Source organism: Xenorhabdus budapestensis, from assembly GCF_017743015.1.
Taxonomy (GTDB): domain Bacteria; phylum Pseudomonadota; class Gammaproteobacteria; order Enterobacterales; family Enterobacteriaceae; genus Xenorhabdus; species Xenorhabdus budapestensis.
Window position 1 is genome coordinate 2,026,411 of sequence record NZ_CP072455.1, and the last position, 19,191, is coordinate 2,045,601.

Here is a 19,191-nt window from a genome sequence, read left to right on the forward strand (position 1 = left end):
GTACAGGGAGTGCCCATTTCATCAGCATTCTTCCTTAATTAACATCATCATTAGCATCAGTAGCCAGCATCAATTGAGCCGGTTCAATCCAGACTGGAGGCGGTAAATCCTGAATAACAGGCTCTCCCATCATACGCAGAATTTGTTGCCACAAGCTTGCCAACTGTTGTTGATAGTCGTCACTAAAAGCGGGAGGGCGGAGTGCGCCATTCAATACAGAACTTAAGGTATTAAGTAGAAATGCCACGCCCTCAGCACCATCACATTCAAATGCTGTCATCCAGTCTTTGGTTGCCGGGCAAAGAATTTGTGATGTTGTTTGGTGTTGATAAGTACCATCCGGCTGACCGGCAGTCAGATAGAGACTCTGATTACTATTCAGATGGTTTGGGGCATGCAGAACCGGTGTCCAGATCACCGGTCCATAACTGGCTTCTTGCGTCAGATAACCCGCAGGCCAAACCAGCGTCATCTTGTGCATGACAAGGTTGTGCATATCGGGATCTTTCGGATCGAGATAGGATTGAACGTCTAACGCGATGGTTGTCCCTGCCAGACGCAGTTCAAAGCAATGAAATGCATTACTCCGTTGACCCACATAGGCTATTTCTATCTGTTCCGGGCAATGACAGGCTTGTAGTAACAGGTCAAGGGCGGAAAACAGCAACTGACGGCTGGTTGTCAGATAGCCATTTATCGGACGTTGCCGTGATAAGCGGCTAATTTGATGTGCTGCATGTAACCAACTTCTGCCAGCATGGCATTGGCTGTAAAAGCTATTTACCCAAAATATAGCTCCTTGTTTTTCAGCAACTGATTGGTGCCGTTTGATGGCTTCTGCATCAAGCGGATGTTCCTGAATAACAGAAATACCCCGTGCCAATAATTCTTGGGTTAATTGATCACCTTTGCCACCAATGACTTCTGCGCGTATGACTACACAGGCGATATCAATGTCGTCCGGCAATTCATCCAATGAACGAAACAGTGGCACATTGAAATCACGGGCCAGTTGCTGCGAGCGAGGACTTCCTTGCGCCAGAATACCGGCCAGCTCCAGATCTGGCCGAGGTTGCAGGAATGCATTAACGTACAGTTCGCCAAATTTGGCACCGACAATCAGAACCCGCCGTGGCTTTATCATATGTTCCCCTTAACAGGCTCAATAGCTGGGATTGAATGCAGAATTTTTTTCAGACAAATAACCAGAGAGCTGACATGTTTATGTTGGAATAAGCTGTAGTGATTACCGTCAAGTTGTGTCACGCTGACAGGTCCGAAAACTTGCCAGCCGAGATCCACTGAGGTGATTGTTGTTGGATCGAGATAATCCATAAAATCAGGTAATGCTTGCGCGGCCCGGATAAGGCTGAAAGGCTGTGAAGTCCGTGGTGGGCAGTAATCAAGCAATGCACACAGATTATGGCGCCATACGGTGTAGAGCTCAGTCAGCGAGCTATCAATCTGTGCAGATTGTGGCAGGGCCTCATGCAGCGTTTGCAGGAATGTCTCGGTATTGGCCGCAATCGTGCGATTATCCAGCGTCAGATCGGGGAATTGTCCCTGTAAATCGAGCAGGAAATGACGGTGGCAGAATGTATCATCCAAAATCAGATCAGGGCGCACGTTTGGAGCGAAACTATCAATCAGGATGCAATGAGAAACGTTTTCACCCGCAGCACGTAATTGATGCGCCATTTCATAGGCCACCAATCCTCCAAAAGACCAACCTGCCAGTGCATAAGGTCCTTTAGGCTGGAAGGTACGGATTTGGTTGATATAGTCAGCCGCCAACGCTGCAATGGTAGGTCTATCGGTATTCAGGTTATCTGGGGCAAATGCTAACCCAATCAGGCGCTGATCGCCGAAATTGGCCGCCAGATGGCGATATCCCAGCAGATGTCCACCAATAGGATGGACGATAAATAAAGCAGGTTTTTCAGTGCTTCCCTCGTTTAAGATTACCCTTTGGCAGGTATCTTCCGGTTGATGCTCAATAAATTCAGCTAATGAATGCACCGTATCGTAAGTTTGCAGCAGGCTGAGTGGATACTGGCAATTGAAGGTCTGGTTGATTTTCACCATTAACCGTACTGCCGCCAGAGAATCTCCTCCAAGAGTAAAGAAACTCTCATGCACATTGATACTTTGTTGCTCTAATACTGATTCCCACAGGCTTAATATAGTGTGTCCTGTCGTGCTGAGGGCTGCCGATGGTGTTGAATTAACTTCTTGTGCTTTTTCAACCAGAGTAACCAATGTGCGTCTGTCGATTTTACCGTTGTCGGATACAGGTATCGCATCGAGAATGAGAAATTGCTGCGGACACATCCAAATTGGTAAGGTTTGCTGCAACCAGTGAGGTAGTATTGGTAAAAGTTCGGTAGATAGCGGCGCGTTGTCAGTTAAACGTAAGCCCGCAACCAGTTGTAATGCACCGGTTGACGTTGTATGAGAAAATACTAACGCTTGTTGTATCGCAGGATGTTCACATAAACGGTGCTCAATTTCGCCTAACTCAATTCGGTAGCCACGGATTTTAATCTGGTGATCATTGCGCCCCAGAAATTCGATATTCCCGTCTGGGAGCCGGCGCCCTAAATCACCTGTACGGTAAAGCCTCTCACCTGTTTGAGGATGCGTGATAAAAGCATGTTTCGTTTTTTCAGCATCGGCCCAATAACCCAGTGCCAGACCTTGTCCACCAATATATAACTCACCGGTTACCCAGACAGGGCAAGGCGAGAGTGCTGCATTAAGCACATGGAAAGTCTGATTAGCCAGAGGCTTACCATATGGAATGCTGCGCCAATTTGGATCGACCTGTGCGATAGGATAGGCAATAGACCAGATTGATGCTTCGGTTGCACCTCCTAAACTAAGGAGATTTAACTCAGGGTGAAGCGTATGTAATTTGGTCGGTAAATTGGTTGGTATCCAGTCACCACTCATCAACACCCAACGTAGGCTGTGTAGGGAATGGGGATAGCTACGGGCATATTCCTCAAGCAATTGCACAAATGCGGGAACGGAGTTCCAGACAGTCACTGATTCTTGATGTAACCATGCTAATAGTTTGTCCGGCTGCCGATTGTCACCAGTAGCAGGGATTACTAGTTTTGCCCCACAGCTTAGCGTGCCGAACAGGTCATAAACGGAGAGATCGAAGGTTAACTCTGAGATTGCCAGTATGCTATCGTGCTCATTGAGTGCAATGCGCTGGTTAATATCGAGAATAGTATTGACTGCGCCTTGATGATCAATCATTACGCCTTTTGGTGTTCCGGTAGAACCGGAGGTGAAGATAACATAAGCCAGATCTTCAGGGTGTACGGATAAACTTGGTTTGCTGGTGGTTGGCAACTTGTTGAGTAATGTTTCATCCAGAGGGATGATCTGGACATTGTCGGGCCAATTCAACTGTTGAGCGAACTTAGGTTGAGTCAGTACGGTATCAACTTCCCCTGATGCCAATAGCTGATGAATCCGTTGTTGCGGATAGCTGGCATCAATAGGCAGATAAGCCCGTCCTGCTAATAAAGTCGCAATAACCGCAATAACCTGTTCCCGGCCTTTTTCCATCACCACACCAACCAGAGGCGAGGTCTGATTCTCTTGTGCTTGCAGATGAGCCGCCAGTGTCAGGCTTTGTGACCACAAAGTGCGATAGTCTAACTGACAACAAGCATCGACAACGGCGATATGTTGTGGATAACGATTTACTGCCTGTTCAATCAACGAGCAAAGTGTATGGGGTGGAAAAACGTTTTTTGTCGCATTGCTGTTCTGGCATAAAGTGCGATCACTTGCCGGAAGCCAGTCAGGAAGTGGAGCACTCCATTGGTAATCCGGTTCGAGCAGTGCAATGATACTGGCTTGATAATGGTCAAACATATTTTCTGCTACTTGAGGCTGAAACAGTTGCGGCAAGATCGCCCATTGTATGGTGACCCCACCTTCTGTACCGGAAATTAGCATACAGTCAAGATAAACATGAGGTGTTTGCGCACCAAAGAGATTGAGTGTTCCTAATCCTGATGGCCCTTTGCCCGCAGTACCAGTGGTATCGTTGAATACGATCGGCATACCGGCATTCAGGTTATGGCGATGTTGATTTTTCTCCCTGAGTACCAATTGCCCGTCAAACAGTGCGTGTTGAAGATCCGCTATCCATTGTTTTTGAATCCGGTTTATGGCATCGCTAAATCCAGAGATATTGTGTAAATCGACTTCCAGCAATGAGGTGGTGGACAAATTGCCGACCAGCATATCGCAATGTTGTGGCATTAACAGGCGATTGCCATGCAAAACATTGATAGTGAAATGTTCGCTGTTGCTCCATACCGACAGAATATGAGCAAATAGTGTGAGCATGACTTGGGATGGTGATACCCGGTGTTCTGCCGCACGTTGTTGCAAACGCTGCCATTGTTGTGAGCTGATATATCCTGTCAGGCACTGTTGATCGAGTTGTTGTGACTGATGATCTTTCAGTGGTAACACTGGTGCATCAGGAATTGAAGGTAAGCGATCAAGCCAGTATTGCCGGCTTTGTTGCCAGGCTTCTCCGGCTTTCTCATTCTCCAGAGCCTGAATATAGTCAGCAATAGTTGTTGCTGGCGGTTCAGGTTGCCAGTCAGGTTCCTGATACCAGTGGTGTAAATCACGCAAGATTAAGGTCAGACTTTTGCCATCTGCTACCAGTAGGTCAATAGTCAGGTGCAATAAGTGTGTCCGGTCATCGGTATGGTACAGCGTTAAATCAAATAACGGCCAGTTGTCGCTAGGAACGCCTTGAGTACGCAGAGTGTTTCGGGCATTGTTCAGTTGTGTCTCGCGTTTCTCTTGTGTCATGTCACGACAATCAATGATTGTCGGCGTATAGCAGGGCACTTCTGGCAGAATATGGTACTGCCCCTCTTTTACGTAACCGCGTAATTGCCCATGATGGTTTATCACACGGTTCCAGGCGGCAGTAAAACGAGGCAGATCGAGCCCGTCAATAGCCAGCTCGGCATAGAAGTGGGCAATCCCATTGCCAAATTGAAACAGTTGGCTCTCTCCTAACCAATAAGCATATTGCAGAGCGGTGAGTGGCAGAATCTGCTCTGATGCTGATTCTGTGTGATGTGGTGTAACCAGTGTTGTTGAATTTGCCTCAATAATCCGCAGGGTACGACAAAATTCATTCAACTTAGGATGTTCAAACAGTTGTTGCAGATTGGCTTGTTCGTAACCCTGGCGACGTAGTTGCACTACCATGCGGGTCGCAATCAAGCTATCGCCGCCACTTTGGAAAAAGTCACTGTGACGTTGAATTGTTTGAGGAAGCAGTGAGTTCCAGAGCGCAATAACTTGCTGTTCAATACCATGAAGCTGATCATCTGCCGTTTCCGGTTGTCCAGCTTCCGTGGTTACCGATTGTGCCATGTTATCTTTCGCGGTCATTGTTGGTAATGCTGCCAATGGTAACTGCTCTTGCTGCTGAATATGTAATGGGTAAGGTAAGGCAGAAAATTGTACCGCGATTTCATTGACATTCAGTCGTGCCTGCTGTTCGGATCGTGCCAGAATCAATTGTTGATGCAATTCTGGCCCATCCTGTCCCGGCCATTCCAGTGAAACCCGATAACCGGATTTCTCCAGACATTTACGCCAGTCCGCAAGTTCCAGCAATGCGCTATTACCTTGATCATCACCGCGATCATCGGCCCAGGCATTAATACCTTCAATAAATCCGACACTGGCGAGTTGCATAGCACTTTCACGCTTGGTGGATTCAATAATCAGCAACCATCCACCGACTTTTAGTAATAGGGACAGACGCTTCAAGGTATTTCTTAAATGGATGGCATCATGTAAGACGTTAACCGCCATAATCAGGTCGTAACCAGATGCAGGATGTTGGTTAAAATCAATGCGCTGGTTAATGTCGAACAGGGCAAATTTTACGGTTTCACCATAGTGCTTAAATGACTGGCGAGCATCATCCAAAAATAGCGGTGAAACATCAGTAAAGTGGTAACTTTTAATGCATTGAGCATTCTGTTTAAGCACTCTTTTTGATGTAGCACCTGTGCCTGCACCGACTTCCAGCACAGTGAAATGTTCAGATGTTTGGCTCAATTGTCGGACAATTTCAGCGGCAGTCTGGTTCAGGCAACGTAACGCAGGGTTTTCGCTGTAAAGGCTGGCTGTAGTTTGTTTATCAGCAAACAGCAGTTCCAATGCATTGCCACGCCCGGCAAGCAGAGTGTCATGTTGGTCTATACAGGTTGTCACATAACGGCTGATGGTTTGGCACCACACGGCATTATCCAGTTTTGCCGTAGGAGCAGGGATCTGGCTGAGTGGTTGCAGACAACGGTATCCACCAGCGATTTTTTCCATAAATCCTTGCTTGCTTAATAATGCTAACCATTGGGTAAGCAAGCGTTGATACTGTGGTGCCAGTTGTAAGCGTTGTTCAATCTCTTCACGAGAGTGACATTGTTGTGAAGACGTGAACAGGTTATGGCGCAGTAAGGTCTGTCCCAGACCCAATAACGCCTGTTGCTCAATATGCTGCCAGGAATGTTCAAATGCCTGTTGTTCCGTTAACGTCGGCAGCGGTAAGACTTCAGTGTTTATCACCAATGGTTCTGAAAACGATGGTTCTGGCAACGATAATGACACATTATCTTCTGCTACCAGCCATAAATTGTAACCCTGAGTATCGTCCTGACGTGGCTGAATTTCTGCTAACCGTATTTCAGGTTGAGAACGCAGATATTGTTCGGCCTGATGCAATGCGGGGTGTTGTGGCCAGAAGTCATAACGAGTATGACCGGCAGGTGGCGTATGCAGATCATAATGTTCCAGACGTTCAGGCTGGCGGCAAATTTGCATAACTTGCACTAACAGCGTGTTATAGGCAGTAAATAGTGCTTCAATGACTCCCGCTTCCAGTACATCGTCCATGCAATACCAGTTAAATAGCAGATCACCATCCACTTCCATAACCTGATGATCCAGCCAGACTTGTGGCGTTTGGCTCAGCACAAAGACCGGATCGCCCAGTAATTGAGTGATGGATTGTTTAATTGCGACACCTTCTTGTGCCATCCCCAACATACTGGTGAAAACAACCGGTGTCAGAGGTTGCCTGTTTTGGGCTTCACCAGATTGCTGGCGACCCAATTCCCGCAGCACTTCAACCCCATTGACATGACTATGACTCAGCCGTTGCCAGAGCAAAGCCTGGGTTTTTTCCATGCTGGCACGCAGGGAGGTGGTTTTGCGTAAATCAAAATCCATCAGCATGACGGAGGTAAAATCACCAATCAGCTCTTGAACCTCTGGATGGAAAGGCTGGCGGTTAAAAAATGTCAGGTTGAGGGTAAACAGCGGATGGCGGCTGTACCATTCAAGCGTATGGGCAAATAGTGTTAGCAGACCCGCGGAAGGTGTGACTCCCCATTTTTTCCAGCTTTGTTTAAGTATTTGCCAGTCAGATTGTGCCAGCCGACCTTCATAAGTCGTGAATTGTGGCTGGCTACGCTGAGGTAATTGTGGGTTCAACGGTAATCTTGGCGCAGGAGGCAGTGAAAGTAATTGTTCCTGCCAGTATGCCCATGATGCGCGCCACTCTTTACTTTCACGTTGTGCTTGTTCTGCCATCACATAGTCGCGGAAAGTAAATGTTTGTGGAGCCAGTGGTTGTTGCTGGTGATAAGCTCGTTGTAGATCGTCCATCATGATCCGGAAACTCTGTACGTCAAACTGCAACAGATCCAAGTTCATATGTAAGCGGCAACGCTCATTCGGCAGCAGGGAAACAGAGACTTCAAACAGTGGCCACTGTTCCGCAGGCGGCACTTGATAAGAAAGAGTATGACGACGCTGAGCTAAAGCTTGTTCGCAGGCTGTATCGTCCAGCGTTCGCAAATCATCCTGCGATAAAACATACCAAGGTGTTTCAGACAGAATTCTCTGTTGCCCATCTTCATCAACGATCATGCGCAACATGCCATGACGCTGAATTAAAGCATTCCATGCCTTTTCAAAACGTGGGATATCAAAGCTGTTCAGTGTCAGATCCCATTCAAACAGGACGTGACATGCCACACCACCAAAATCAATGGCCTGGGTACGACCAACCCAGTAAGCGTGCTGAATGGGTGTCAGAGGAAATGGTTCATGGTGTTGGGCACTGTCAATAATGATCTCAGGCTGAGCGGATACAGAGGCTTGTTCAGGCAATGCGTCGCCAATAAGCGTATTAAGCCCCTCCAGTGTCATATTCTGATAGGCCAATTCAGCGGTTAATCTGAAACCAAATTGCTGGTGAATTACCGTATTTAGTTCAAGGAACAGTAAGGAATCCAAACCGAATTGTAATAGATCTTGTTGGGGCTCCAGACGTTCAGGCTGTTCTAAGCGCAATAATGTTGCAATATGCTGATGTAGCCAATGAAGCCGCTGTTTACTGTCCTGATAGAGCGCGTTATCAGCAGCGAATGCAGATGTCGGCATTGTAGCGGTATGGGCTGTGTCAGCCTGCAAACGCCGCAAAATGTCAGGATGACGCTCATCTAACCGCATTGCCAGATAGCAAGGAGAAGCGGTACGCAGGGATTGATTGAGATGCCAGATTCCTTCATTGACACTGAATGGTAACATGCCATCTTGCGCTAGTTTTTCCACTAATCGCCGATCGCTGGCCATGCCAATGCCACCCCAAACACCCCAAACTAACGTTTTTACCATCAATGTATTTGCCATCAATGGAGTGGTTGCGGTCAGTGCTAAAGATTCCAGACAAGCGTTGGTGACGGCATAAGAGCCTTGTCCCTGAGCACCTAACATGGAAGCAGCGGAAGCATGAAGCAGCAGGTATTTTGCCTTATGTTGCTGAAGTACCGTATGTAACGTTGACGCGCTCTGGGATTTTACACATAACATTTGCAACAGATGTTGACGCTCAAGTTTTGCCAGCGGAGTATGATCAGCAATACCGGCGGCATGAATCGCGCCAGCAATACCATCTTCTTGTGCCAGTGATTGCACGGCATTTAACAAAGTTGATGTGTCAGTGACATCAACATTAATCCAGCGTATTTCGCATTCGCCACTCAGTGACAGCTCTTGGACAAAAGCATCCCAGTTCTCATGTTTGCGGCGGGCAAACACAGCAACCTTACGAGCACCTTGAGCCAGCAACCAACGGATAGAAATTTGCCCGATCCCACCCATACCACCAATAACGATGTGCCAACCCTGATGGGGAATCGACATTGGTTGCTGCGATAACATAAATGGCTGACGCTGTAAAACAGGGACAGCCACTTGATTTCCGCGTACTTTCAGCCAGCGATGTTGTTCATTCAGATAACCGAGTGCTAATAACAAAGCATCGGTATCATTGATATCGGTGATATCAATCGCCTGAATATGGCGATGGGGATACTCTTCAACCGCAACCCGCAACAGTGCCCAGACGGCGTATTGAGCGGGATTGATATCCTCTTTTGATAAGGTGCTTTCAGGTTGAGCACAGCAAGTTACAACGGTTAAGGATGTTGTTTCATCACGTTTTAATTCGCTAATAACCTGATCACACAATTCACCAACATCATCACCCTGGAGCAGTAATAATGTATTTCCGCTTTCCGGCTGTAAATTAATGCCTGCCTGACGCCAATGTTGAGCAATTGTGTCACTCGCTGTTGATGAACGAAGAGTATACCTCGTTGAAAATCTTGGTTTATCTACAGTCTTTATGGTGCGCCAATGCAGAACATAGTGAGTATCAGGGCAAGGTTGTGGTGCAGGAAGCCATGATTTTGTCGTCGTCGGTGTTGTCGCTAACTGGCGAGGTAGATCAGCCCGATCACTCATTAAGGCGAATAAACGTTCGCCAACATAAATCAATGCAGGGAAATCGGTGAGTAAATTTGCCTCCAATAAGCGGCGCTTGGCATATGGCAGAGCACGGAGCGGGCGATACATTTTACTGACTGTTGGCCCGACAACTTGTTGGTAATAGCCTTGCTGAACACAATGGTTCAATAGTTGTTCTAGCAAAGGGCGCCAGCAAGGTTGCAGTCGGCCAGCCCGAATCGTGTCAATGGCACTGAAACCTTGTTCAGTCTTGTGCCCATGACATTGATAGATCAGTGCATCGGTATACAGCGCTCGAAGTATTGCTGCATTGGCGTTTTGCTCAATGGCAGGATCGAGCAGGGAATTAATATCAAGCTCAGTATTAGTATTGGCCGAATGTTGTACAAAATTGTGTTGCACAGTGTTGGCGGTAGCGAAGCTATAATGCTGTTTGTCAAATGGATAGAGAGGAGCATGGCATTTTGATCCGGTAAACGGAAAAAGACGCGGCCAATCAAGATGTGCCCCAGCACAGTAGAGTTGCATTAGTGCTGTTTGCTGAGCTGTCTCTGGCATATTTTGACGAGGCGCACTGGCAACCCAGGTTTCATGTGGCAAACTGATACGTCGTCCGATCCCTGTTAGCTGTGCATCAGCACCAAATTCTACGAATAATGCCACACCTTGTTGACGGGCGAACTCAATCGCTTGATGGTAACGCACTGTCTGACGTATATGGTGACGCCAGTAGTTTGGTGAACCTAGTTGCTCGGTAGTTGCAATATCTGCTGTCAGGGTAGAAATTAACGGAATTTCGCCCGATACAGGCTGTAGCTGGTTGCCATACAGGGAAAAATGCTGAGAAAATTCTTCCAGAATTGGTTCAAGCATAGCTGAATGTGCTGCGCAGGCAACGTTAAGGCGCTGGTAATTGATCTGCTGCTGTTCCAGACGTTGTGTCAGTGTGTCAATTTCTGTTTCTGTACCAGCCCAAATCCAGTGTTGTGGACTATTGCAAACCGCCAGATCCAATGCCAGTGTATGCGTAAGGGGAAGAATATCTTCTTCGTTGGCAAAAACTGCCAACATTGCCCCCCCTTGGGCACATTTTTGCATCAACTTGCCCCGTACCGCGACCAGCGGCATCACTTGCTCCGGCGTGAGAATTCCGGCAACAACGGCAGCAGCGAATTCGCCAACGGAGTGCCCTAATACGTAATCCGGCTTTAAGCCAAGTGATCGCCAATATGCTGCCAGCGCAATCTGATGCGCCACAATTGCTGGCTGTGCATATTCAGTGGTAGCTAATGCGGCTTCATGCTCTCCAAACATCACTGCTTTTAATGGCAGTGCCAACTCAGAGGTACAGGCGACACAACAGCGATCCAACATAGCGGAGAAAACAGGAGAGCTGGCATACATTGCTTTTCCCATGCCAGACCATTGACAACCCTGACCGCTGAATTGCCACAGTTGTTTATTTTCACTCCTCGCTTGTCCGCTAAAAATATCCGGTGTTGGACTATGGTTCGCAAAAGCGGATAAGCTCGCAGCATTTTTTGCCGTATTTTGTGGTATCAGTGTCAATGCTAAACGCCAGGGGAATGAAAGATCGCGCCCCTGTAAAGCCGTCCAGGCCAAATTAGCATGATTTTCTGAGGCAAGCACAATAGCGTAACGTTGTGCCAATTGACGTAGTGAAGATTCAGAAGCTGCGGAGAGCAACAAAGGCGTGCTTTGTGCTTGAACTTGAGAATAATTGACACGGTTACGCTGTAATTCTTCTGGCAATGATTGCACCACGATATGGCAGTTGGTGCCGCCAATACCGAATGAAGAAACGCCCGCAGTACGCAGTTCTTGTGTCCAACGTTGCCCTTGTGTTGCTAGCCTGAATGGGCTTTCTTCCAACCGCAATGCCGGATTGGGTTGCTGTACATTGATAGTCGGCGGAATGTAACCATGCCAGACTGACAGAACCGTTTTAATCAAACTGGCAATACCCGCGGCAGTATCGAGATGGCCTATGTTGCTTTTCACTGAACCAAGGTAACAAGGCGGTACAGCCACACTACGTTTGGAGAATATGCTGCGTAATGCATCAACTTCTATTGGATCGCCAAGTGGTGTACCTGTACCATGTGCTTCAATCATTCCGACATCATCAATGCTGACATCTGCCAGTTGTAATGCTTCGGTAATTACACTGCGCTGACCATTAACCGAAGGGGCAGTAAAACCCACTTTCTCATTGCCGTCGTTATTAATGGCACTGCCACGCAACACCGCCATGATAGGATCGCCATCGCGTAACGCATCGCTCAGACGTTTCAGCGTAACAACACCAACGCCATTGCCACCGTAAGTGCCGTTTGCCTGACTATCAAAGGGACGGCAGTGCCCATCGGGTGAGAAGATCATCCCTGGTTGATACAAGTAACCGCTTTCTTGTGGGAAAGAAACCGCTACACCACCCGCCAGTGCCATATCACATTCACCGGAACGCAGGTTTTCGCAAGCCATATGCACAGCAACCAGTGAGCTTGAACAGGCTGTTTGTACTGTCAGTGCGGGACCTTTCAGATTTAATTTATAGGCGGTACGCGTCGCAAGATAATCTTTATCGTTGCTCATTAGCGCTTGTAGCCCTTTCACTTTGCCAATGTCGGTCATAGTGAATTGTGACCATGAAGGCCAAGTACTGACTCGGCTACTAGCGAAAACGCCTGTTTTCAGGCGCACATTACGTGGAGAATAGCCGGCATGTTCAAGGGCATGCCAGGCTGTTTGCAGAAACAGGCGTTGCTGAGGATCGAGCATTTCTGCTTCCTGACGCGAATAGCCAAACAGTGTGGCGTCAAATTGTTCCGCATCCTCTAATATCGCTGCCTGATTGACAAAGTTTTCACTATCAATGACTTCAGGTGGAATACCTGCATCCAATAATGTTTGGCGGGAGAGTGTGGTAGTACACTCAATCCCTTGTTGCAGGTTATGCCAGAAAGTATCGCTATCTGGTGCCTGTGGAAAACGACAGGCAAGGCCAATCACTGCGATAGGATCACAATTATCGTAGTGAAGCGTTAAATCAGTCATTGTGCAGCTCCTTTATGACGTTTTTCCCGTTGTTGCAGACGTTTTTGTTGTTGACGCTGACGAAGAGTAATCGACGATTGATTTCCGCCGTGAGTATCTTTTCGACAACGCAAACTGAGTGCTTCTGGAGTTGGATAAGCGAATAAATCAGTAACAGCAAGGTGGTGAAAACCTGCATGTTGTAATTTGCCGTGCAATTGAATTAACTGTAGCGAATTGGCTCCGGCATCAAAAAAGTTCTGTTGAACATTGATGGCGTGGTTGGTTACAGATAAAAACAGGTGTTGAATTTCACTGCATATCTTTGGATCGCAACCTTCTGAATGTGATGATGCAATAACAACGGATGCATTATCTTCAACCATCAGGCATTGCTGGCGTGGCATCAGTTGTTCTAACGCTGAATGCCAGCTTTCTGGTTGTGCCGCGAGGGTGCGTAATAGCGTCATATAGCTGTTAAACATGGTTTGCAACTGATGCGGCTCAAATAACGCTTCGACCGCATCCCAGTTCAGGCAAAGCTCATCGTCAGATTCGTAAACCTGATGATCCAGCCAGATTTGTGGCGTTTGCGAGATGCCCCAAACGGGTTTCATCCATGATGAACGTGAAAGGAATTTCCCCTCATGAGTTCCTAATGCACTGGTGAAAACAACAGGCATGGTAGCTGCATCCGGGCCACGATTTTGTGCCAGCTCACGCATCACTCTGATCGCCGAAATATGGCGGTGATCCAGATCCTGCCATAACTGTTGTTGTAATCGCCGTGCACTTGATAACCAATTTTTCTCTGGATGCCAGGCGAGAAGTGACAGTGAAGTAAAATCACCCAAAATATGATTAATGTCCTCATGCCAGTGTGGACGATCAAACAGGGTAAGATTAAGGGTTAATTCCGCTCTGGTGCTGAATGCAGAGAGAACAACCGCGTAAGCGGCAATCAAGAGCGCGGAAGGTGTTATCTGATGTGGGGCAGCATATTGCTTCAACTGCTTCCATTCATGTGCAGATAACCGATCGCTATAACGTACAAAATGTGGGGATTGCACGTTTTCCGGTACAATACGCAATGGTAATTGTGGTGCCAGTGGTAATGTTTTCACCTGTTCTTGCCAATATTGTAGCGAACTTTGATGCACTGGCGTTTGTTGCTGACGTAACACACACTCTCGGAATGTGATGCTCAGTGGTGGCAATTCGTGTTGTTCGTTGAGATATAGCTGTTCTAATTCAGCCAGCAATATCTGCATACTCAAGCCATCTAATAGCAAATTATCCAGACTGACAAATAATCGGGAAACAGGGCTGTTGTCTTGCGCAAGTTGGAAATCGAACACTGGCCAGTGTCCGGCATCTAATACCTGATGTGACAAACGATCGCGTAGTGTATCCGCCTCAGTAATATCAGTGAATTGGTGTTGTTTAACTGAGAAGAAGGGGACATCTTGTAATATTTGTTGTTGCCCATTAACAACCACGGTTCTAAGCATCGGATGACGCTGGATCAGGCGATTTAATACTCGGTTCAGGCGTTGAACATCTAGTTGTTCTATCCGGTATTCGATAAAGAAATGCGAGCCAACACCACTTAGGGTAAAACCGGGGTGACGCCCAACCAGATAAGCCTGTTGAACTTCGGTCAGTGGGAAAGGTTGGTATTCATCTTGTCCTTTTAGTGTTAAATGTGTTTCTGATGAGGTTTCAGACAGAGGCGCAATGAGTGGAGAAAGTGTCGTGGTGAATGCCGCTAATTGCGGGTTACGGAAAAGGTGACTCAGTTCACCTTTCAAGCCTTGTTGTGCCAGTTCACCGATCAGACGTGTAGCCAAAAGACTGTCACCGCCAAGTTGGAAAAAGTCGCTGTTACGACCTGGCTGCTCAGTATTCAACAAACGTTGCCAAATGGCAGCAACAGTTTGCTCCTGTGCATTCAACAGAATCATGTCATTCTGGTGCGGTTCGGTTTCGGTTTTTGTGGCGGACAGCAAGCCTTGTGCCAGAGCTTTACGGTCGATTTTACCATTAGGTGTAAGGGGCAGATGAGGAATAACATGCAAGTGTTGTGGGATCATATATCCCGGTAAATATTGTGCCAATACGGACTTAATTTTTTCCCGATCTGGTACGGTGACGTTGTCACTTGCTTGCATTAATAACACACTAAGGTTGCCAAGGGTAATTGGAGCTTCTGTCTGTAGCGGCAGAAGAGATAACCATTGTGATGCAGCGCGTAGCTGAATACCGTGAGGTGAGAGCAACTCAGTGGTAACCAGAGAGATAGATGAAGCGTGGTGCAACTCTATTGCCAATACCAACGCACCGGGTTGTGCTAAAGGTATCAACGCCTCAATACAGTTTGCCGGATCTTCTTCTCGGTGTAATACATTGTTTAGCAAGATAATATCTGCCTGATGTTGTAACGAATCAGGAATTTGCTTAGGCCAGCGTTTCACTGACATATGAGTGTGAGCACTTAACCGAGTTTGCATCTGGTTAATGAATGCCTGAGAACGTTCAAAGCCGATATAGGACAGATGTTGATCGGTAATCTGTTCTGCCAGCCATTGGGCACAGAGACCACTGCGGGCATCGAACTCCATCACGGTAACAGGGCGTTGTAACCGTTGGGAAAGGGCAACGATAACCTGCTTTAATCCTGCCAACCATTGTTGAGTTTCGGGCAGTACAAAGAGCTGTTGTTCCGGTGCGAACTGCGGATCATCAAGCAATGTGACTGCGGTTTGTTGTCCGGTCAGAATACTACGCAGCGTAGAATGCCAGCGCTCAGGGATAAATCCTGCTTTAGTTTCATTCTTGAATGTCGAGGATGACAATCCAGTTTGATAAACGTTATGCTCAGATTCAACCAATAGATTGCATTGGCAAAGATACGCCAGCATACGGGCAAACCAGTCATGATATTCCGGTTGAGGCTGGTAATCTTTCAGACAATCGGTGAGCGGTTGGGGGGAAGTAAACGTAATGCCGTAACGAGACAGATGTTCCAGCAAAAATGTTGCAACTTGAGGTTCACTGTTGTCACCAGTTGTATCTGTTTTATTGATAATGGCCTGTGTTGCAGGAAACAGATCAGCAGGAAACAGATCACGGTAGGTTGTCGGTAACTGTGGGGCACGATTTATGCGTTGGCATAAGGTATCGCCTTCCAATTCAAGGAATGCCACCAGCGATTTTTCTTTGTCGCCACTGGTTAAGGCAACGCCTTTACGAATACCGGTTACTTGATTGAGGGCAGCATCAACTTCTCCTAGCTCAATGCGATATCCCCCAATTTTGACCTGACTGTCGCGGCGCCCCATAAATTCCAACCAGCCTTCGGGATGATAACAACCCAGATCACCAGTTCGATACCAGCGCTCTCCCTGATCGATATTGAATTGAGCGGTGGTGCGTTCTTCATCATTAAAATAGCCTAGTGCAACGCCGGCTCCACCAATCCAAAGTTCACCGACAACCCAGTCAGGACAATCTCGGCCATCTTCACCCACGACACGGTAACGCTGGTTAGCCAGAGGATAGCCATAAGGGATAGAACGCCACTGCGGATCAACTTCTTTGACAATATATTCGTTTGACCAGATAGCGGCTTCCGTTGCACCTCCCATGGCACTGAGTACGCCAGCAGGATTGAATGCACGGTAACGTTCAGGCAGTGACAAACCGATCCAATCTCCAGATAGCATCACGGTACGAAGCGTTTTCGGTGCATCGACTTCCATTCCTTCACAATAGGTCAGCAACATATCGAACAGTGCCGGTACACTGTTCCACAACGTAATATTGTGTTGCTCGATCAACATTTCCCAAGTTGATGGATCGCGCCGTTGTGCTTCATTAATAAGTACCAGTGCTCCTCCGGCACTGAGAATGCCAAAAATGTCGTAAACGGAAAGGTCGAAATGCAGTGCGGAGAGTGCCAGCAATCGATCACGACTTTGAACCTGATGACGGCGGTTGATGTCCAGACAGGTATTCAGTGCACTTTGATGACTGATGACGACACCTTTCGGCATGCCGGTTGAACCAGAGGTATAAATAATATAAGCCGGATCGGTCACGGCACGTTTAGCCATGTGAGTTAAAGGTAATAATGGGTCATCTTGTTGCCAGGAAATACAGCATATATTTTGTGACCAATCCACATGTTGCTGTTTAAGGTCAATGATAACGATAGCGATACCGGCACTTTCACAGATAGCACGACGTCGATTTAATGGCTGATCCACCGGAACTGGAACGTAAACACCTCCAACATAAAGGATGGCTAATACAGCAACGATTTGCCCGATGCTTTTTTCCATGCTAATCGCAATTCTATCTCCCGGCATAACCGACATTTTTTGCAGTGCGGCCGCTAACTGGCGAGCTGCCAGACTGAGTTCGCCATAACTGATTTTTTCATTAGGATGAGTCACCAACGCAACAGCATGGGGTGTGCGCTCTGCTTGGGTAAACACACCTTCATGCAGCAAAGTGTTTGGTAACGGTTCAACCGTGTTGTTGATTTGACGTCGTAGCTGATATTGTGATTCAGGCATCAAATCCGGGAGTTTCTCGTTCCACTGAGCGGCGTTTTCCGTCAGGTTCTCAATAAGCCCTTGGTAGACAGTGAATAAGGTATCCATTAAGCCGTCAGGGAAGAGTTCATCGTTACTGTCCCATTGAATGTTCAATGTGTTTTCATGTTCAAAAGCAACGAAATCTAACCATACCTGAGGTGTCTGTGAGATTCCCCAACTTGGTTTTCCCAGAACATCGTGGGTATTCTCACCATATAAAGGTCGGCCTAAATTGCTGGTAAACACAATTGGCGCACCGTGTGGGTGGTTGCCGCGTTTCTTAAGCTCACGCAATACTTCTACACCAGACCAATGACGATGTTCATATGCTTCGGCAAACGTTGCTTGTGCATTTTGAGCTAGTTGGCAGAATGGTAGATTATTACCGGGAATATCCAGCAGTAGAATATTGGTAAAATCTGCCAGGATGTTGTCAACCGCAGGATGCAGCGGAGTTCTGTCAAATAGCGTTAGGTTAAACAATAAGCGCGTGACGCTATCTTGTGTTGCCTTATCTTGTATTGCGCGGTCTTGTATCGTACTGCTCCAGCGACATAATAAAGCAGCAAATGCGGTCGCCAATGCCATGGTTGGTGTTACCCCATTTTGCTGCGCGAGGTGTTTAAAATGTTCCCAATGCTCAGGCGCTAAACAGAAATGTCTGCGCTGGATCCGGACATTTTTTATTAGGGCAGGATCTTTGACCAGGGGGAGCTGAGGTGCAAGTGGCAAGGTGTCTAATCGACTACGCCAGAATACCTCGGCTTCTTGTCTGGCTTGCTTAAATTGAGCCTGATATTGCGTTAGATAACTGCAAAAATCATAGTCAGAGGATATAACTGGCAAGTTACGTTTGGCAATTAATGCCGCCAGTTCAGTAAAGAACAGACTGAAACTGGCGGCATCCATGATCAGTAAATCGATATTCGCATGCAGCCGATGCTGATTATCACCGAACAGGCTAAGTTGGATATCGAAAGTTTCTCCTTTTTCAACCTGTAATAGCCGATGGCTTAGCTGTTCACGTATGCTAATCAGCGTTTGTTGTTGTTCATTGGCTGTCAGGTTACGTAGATCGTGAACAGTTAATTTTTTCCAGTAAGCATGAGCCATTCCTTGTTGGCGGCCATCTGGCAAAAACTGTACTTGCAACATTGGATGCCGCTGAATCAGAGCATGAATAGCTGCCTCCAATTGTTCAGGTTCCAGCCCAATACCATCAAATTCGTGATACAAATGACAACCAACGCCCCCCAATGTTTGTTCTGGTGAACGTCCAACAAAATAAGCATGTTGTACTGCTGTTAATGGGAATGGATGAACATCTGCAATCCGTGGCAGTGGCGTTGTATCTTGAGAGACGGTTTGAGAGAGCGGTGCATGGCGTTGTAGAAGCTGGCTCCAGGCATACAGTGTTGGATTTTGGTAAAGCTCACGCAGAGTGACGCGATACCCTTGACGTCTGAATTGGTTTAGCAATGCCATTATTTGCATTGAATCCAGTCCGTTGCGAATTAAATCGTCGTTATCACCCACCAAAATATTTTTTTGGTTAAATAGACCAGAAATAAGCTGGCGCAGTGAATCTGGGGAAGGAAGGTCCATGTGCATGAAGAAATCCTATAAAAATGGCAGTTACCTAATAAATCAA

The 19,191-nt window shown here is 47.1% G+C and carries 3 protein-coding genes; all 3 read right to left on the reverse strand.

Annotation, left to right across the window (positions count from 1 at the left end; translation table 11 throughout):
- Positions 1 to 34 precede the first annotated feature (34 nt).
- Genes HGO23_RS09225 through HGO23_RS09235 form a run of 3 tightly spaced genes read right to left on the reverse strand, consistent with a single transcriptional unit; the run spans position 35 to position 19,151 of the window.
- Positions 35 to 1,144 carry a Gfo/Idh/MocA family oxidoreductase gene (locus HGO23_RS09225; RefSeq protein ID WP_209028614.1) on the reverse strand — a complete coding sequence of 370 codons (1,110 nt, stop codon included), beginning with the start codon at positions 1,142 to 1,144 and terminating at the stop codon, positions 35 to 37.
- Positions 1,141 to 12,960, reverse strand: a complete 11,820-nt coding sequence (locus HGO23_RS09230; RefSeq protein ID WP_209028615.1) for a non-ribosomal peptide synthetase/type I polyketide synthase — start codon at positions 12,958 to 12,960, stop codon at positions 1,141 to 1,143. The genes HGO23_RS09225 and HGO23_RS09230 overlap by 4 nt, the downstream gene beginning before the upstream one ends.
- Positions 12,957 to 19,151 carry a non-ribosomal peptide synthetase gene (locus HGO23_RS09235; RefSeq protein ID WP_209028616.1) on the reverse strand — a complete coding sequence of 2,065 codons (6,195 nt, stop codon included), beginning with the start codon at positions 19,149 to 19,151 and terminating at the stop codon, positions 12,957 to 12,959. Before HGO23_RS09235 ends, HGO23_RS09230 begins: the two co-directional genes overlap by 4 nt.
- Between the last annotated feature and the right edge of the window lie 40 nt (positions 19,152 to 19,191).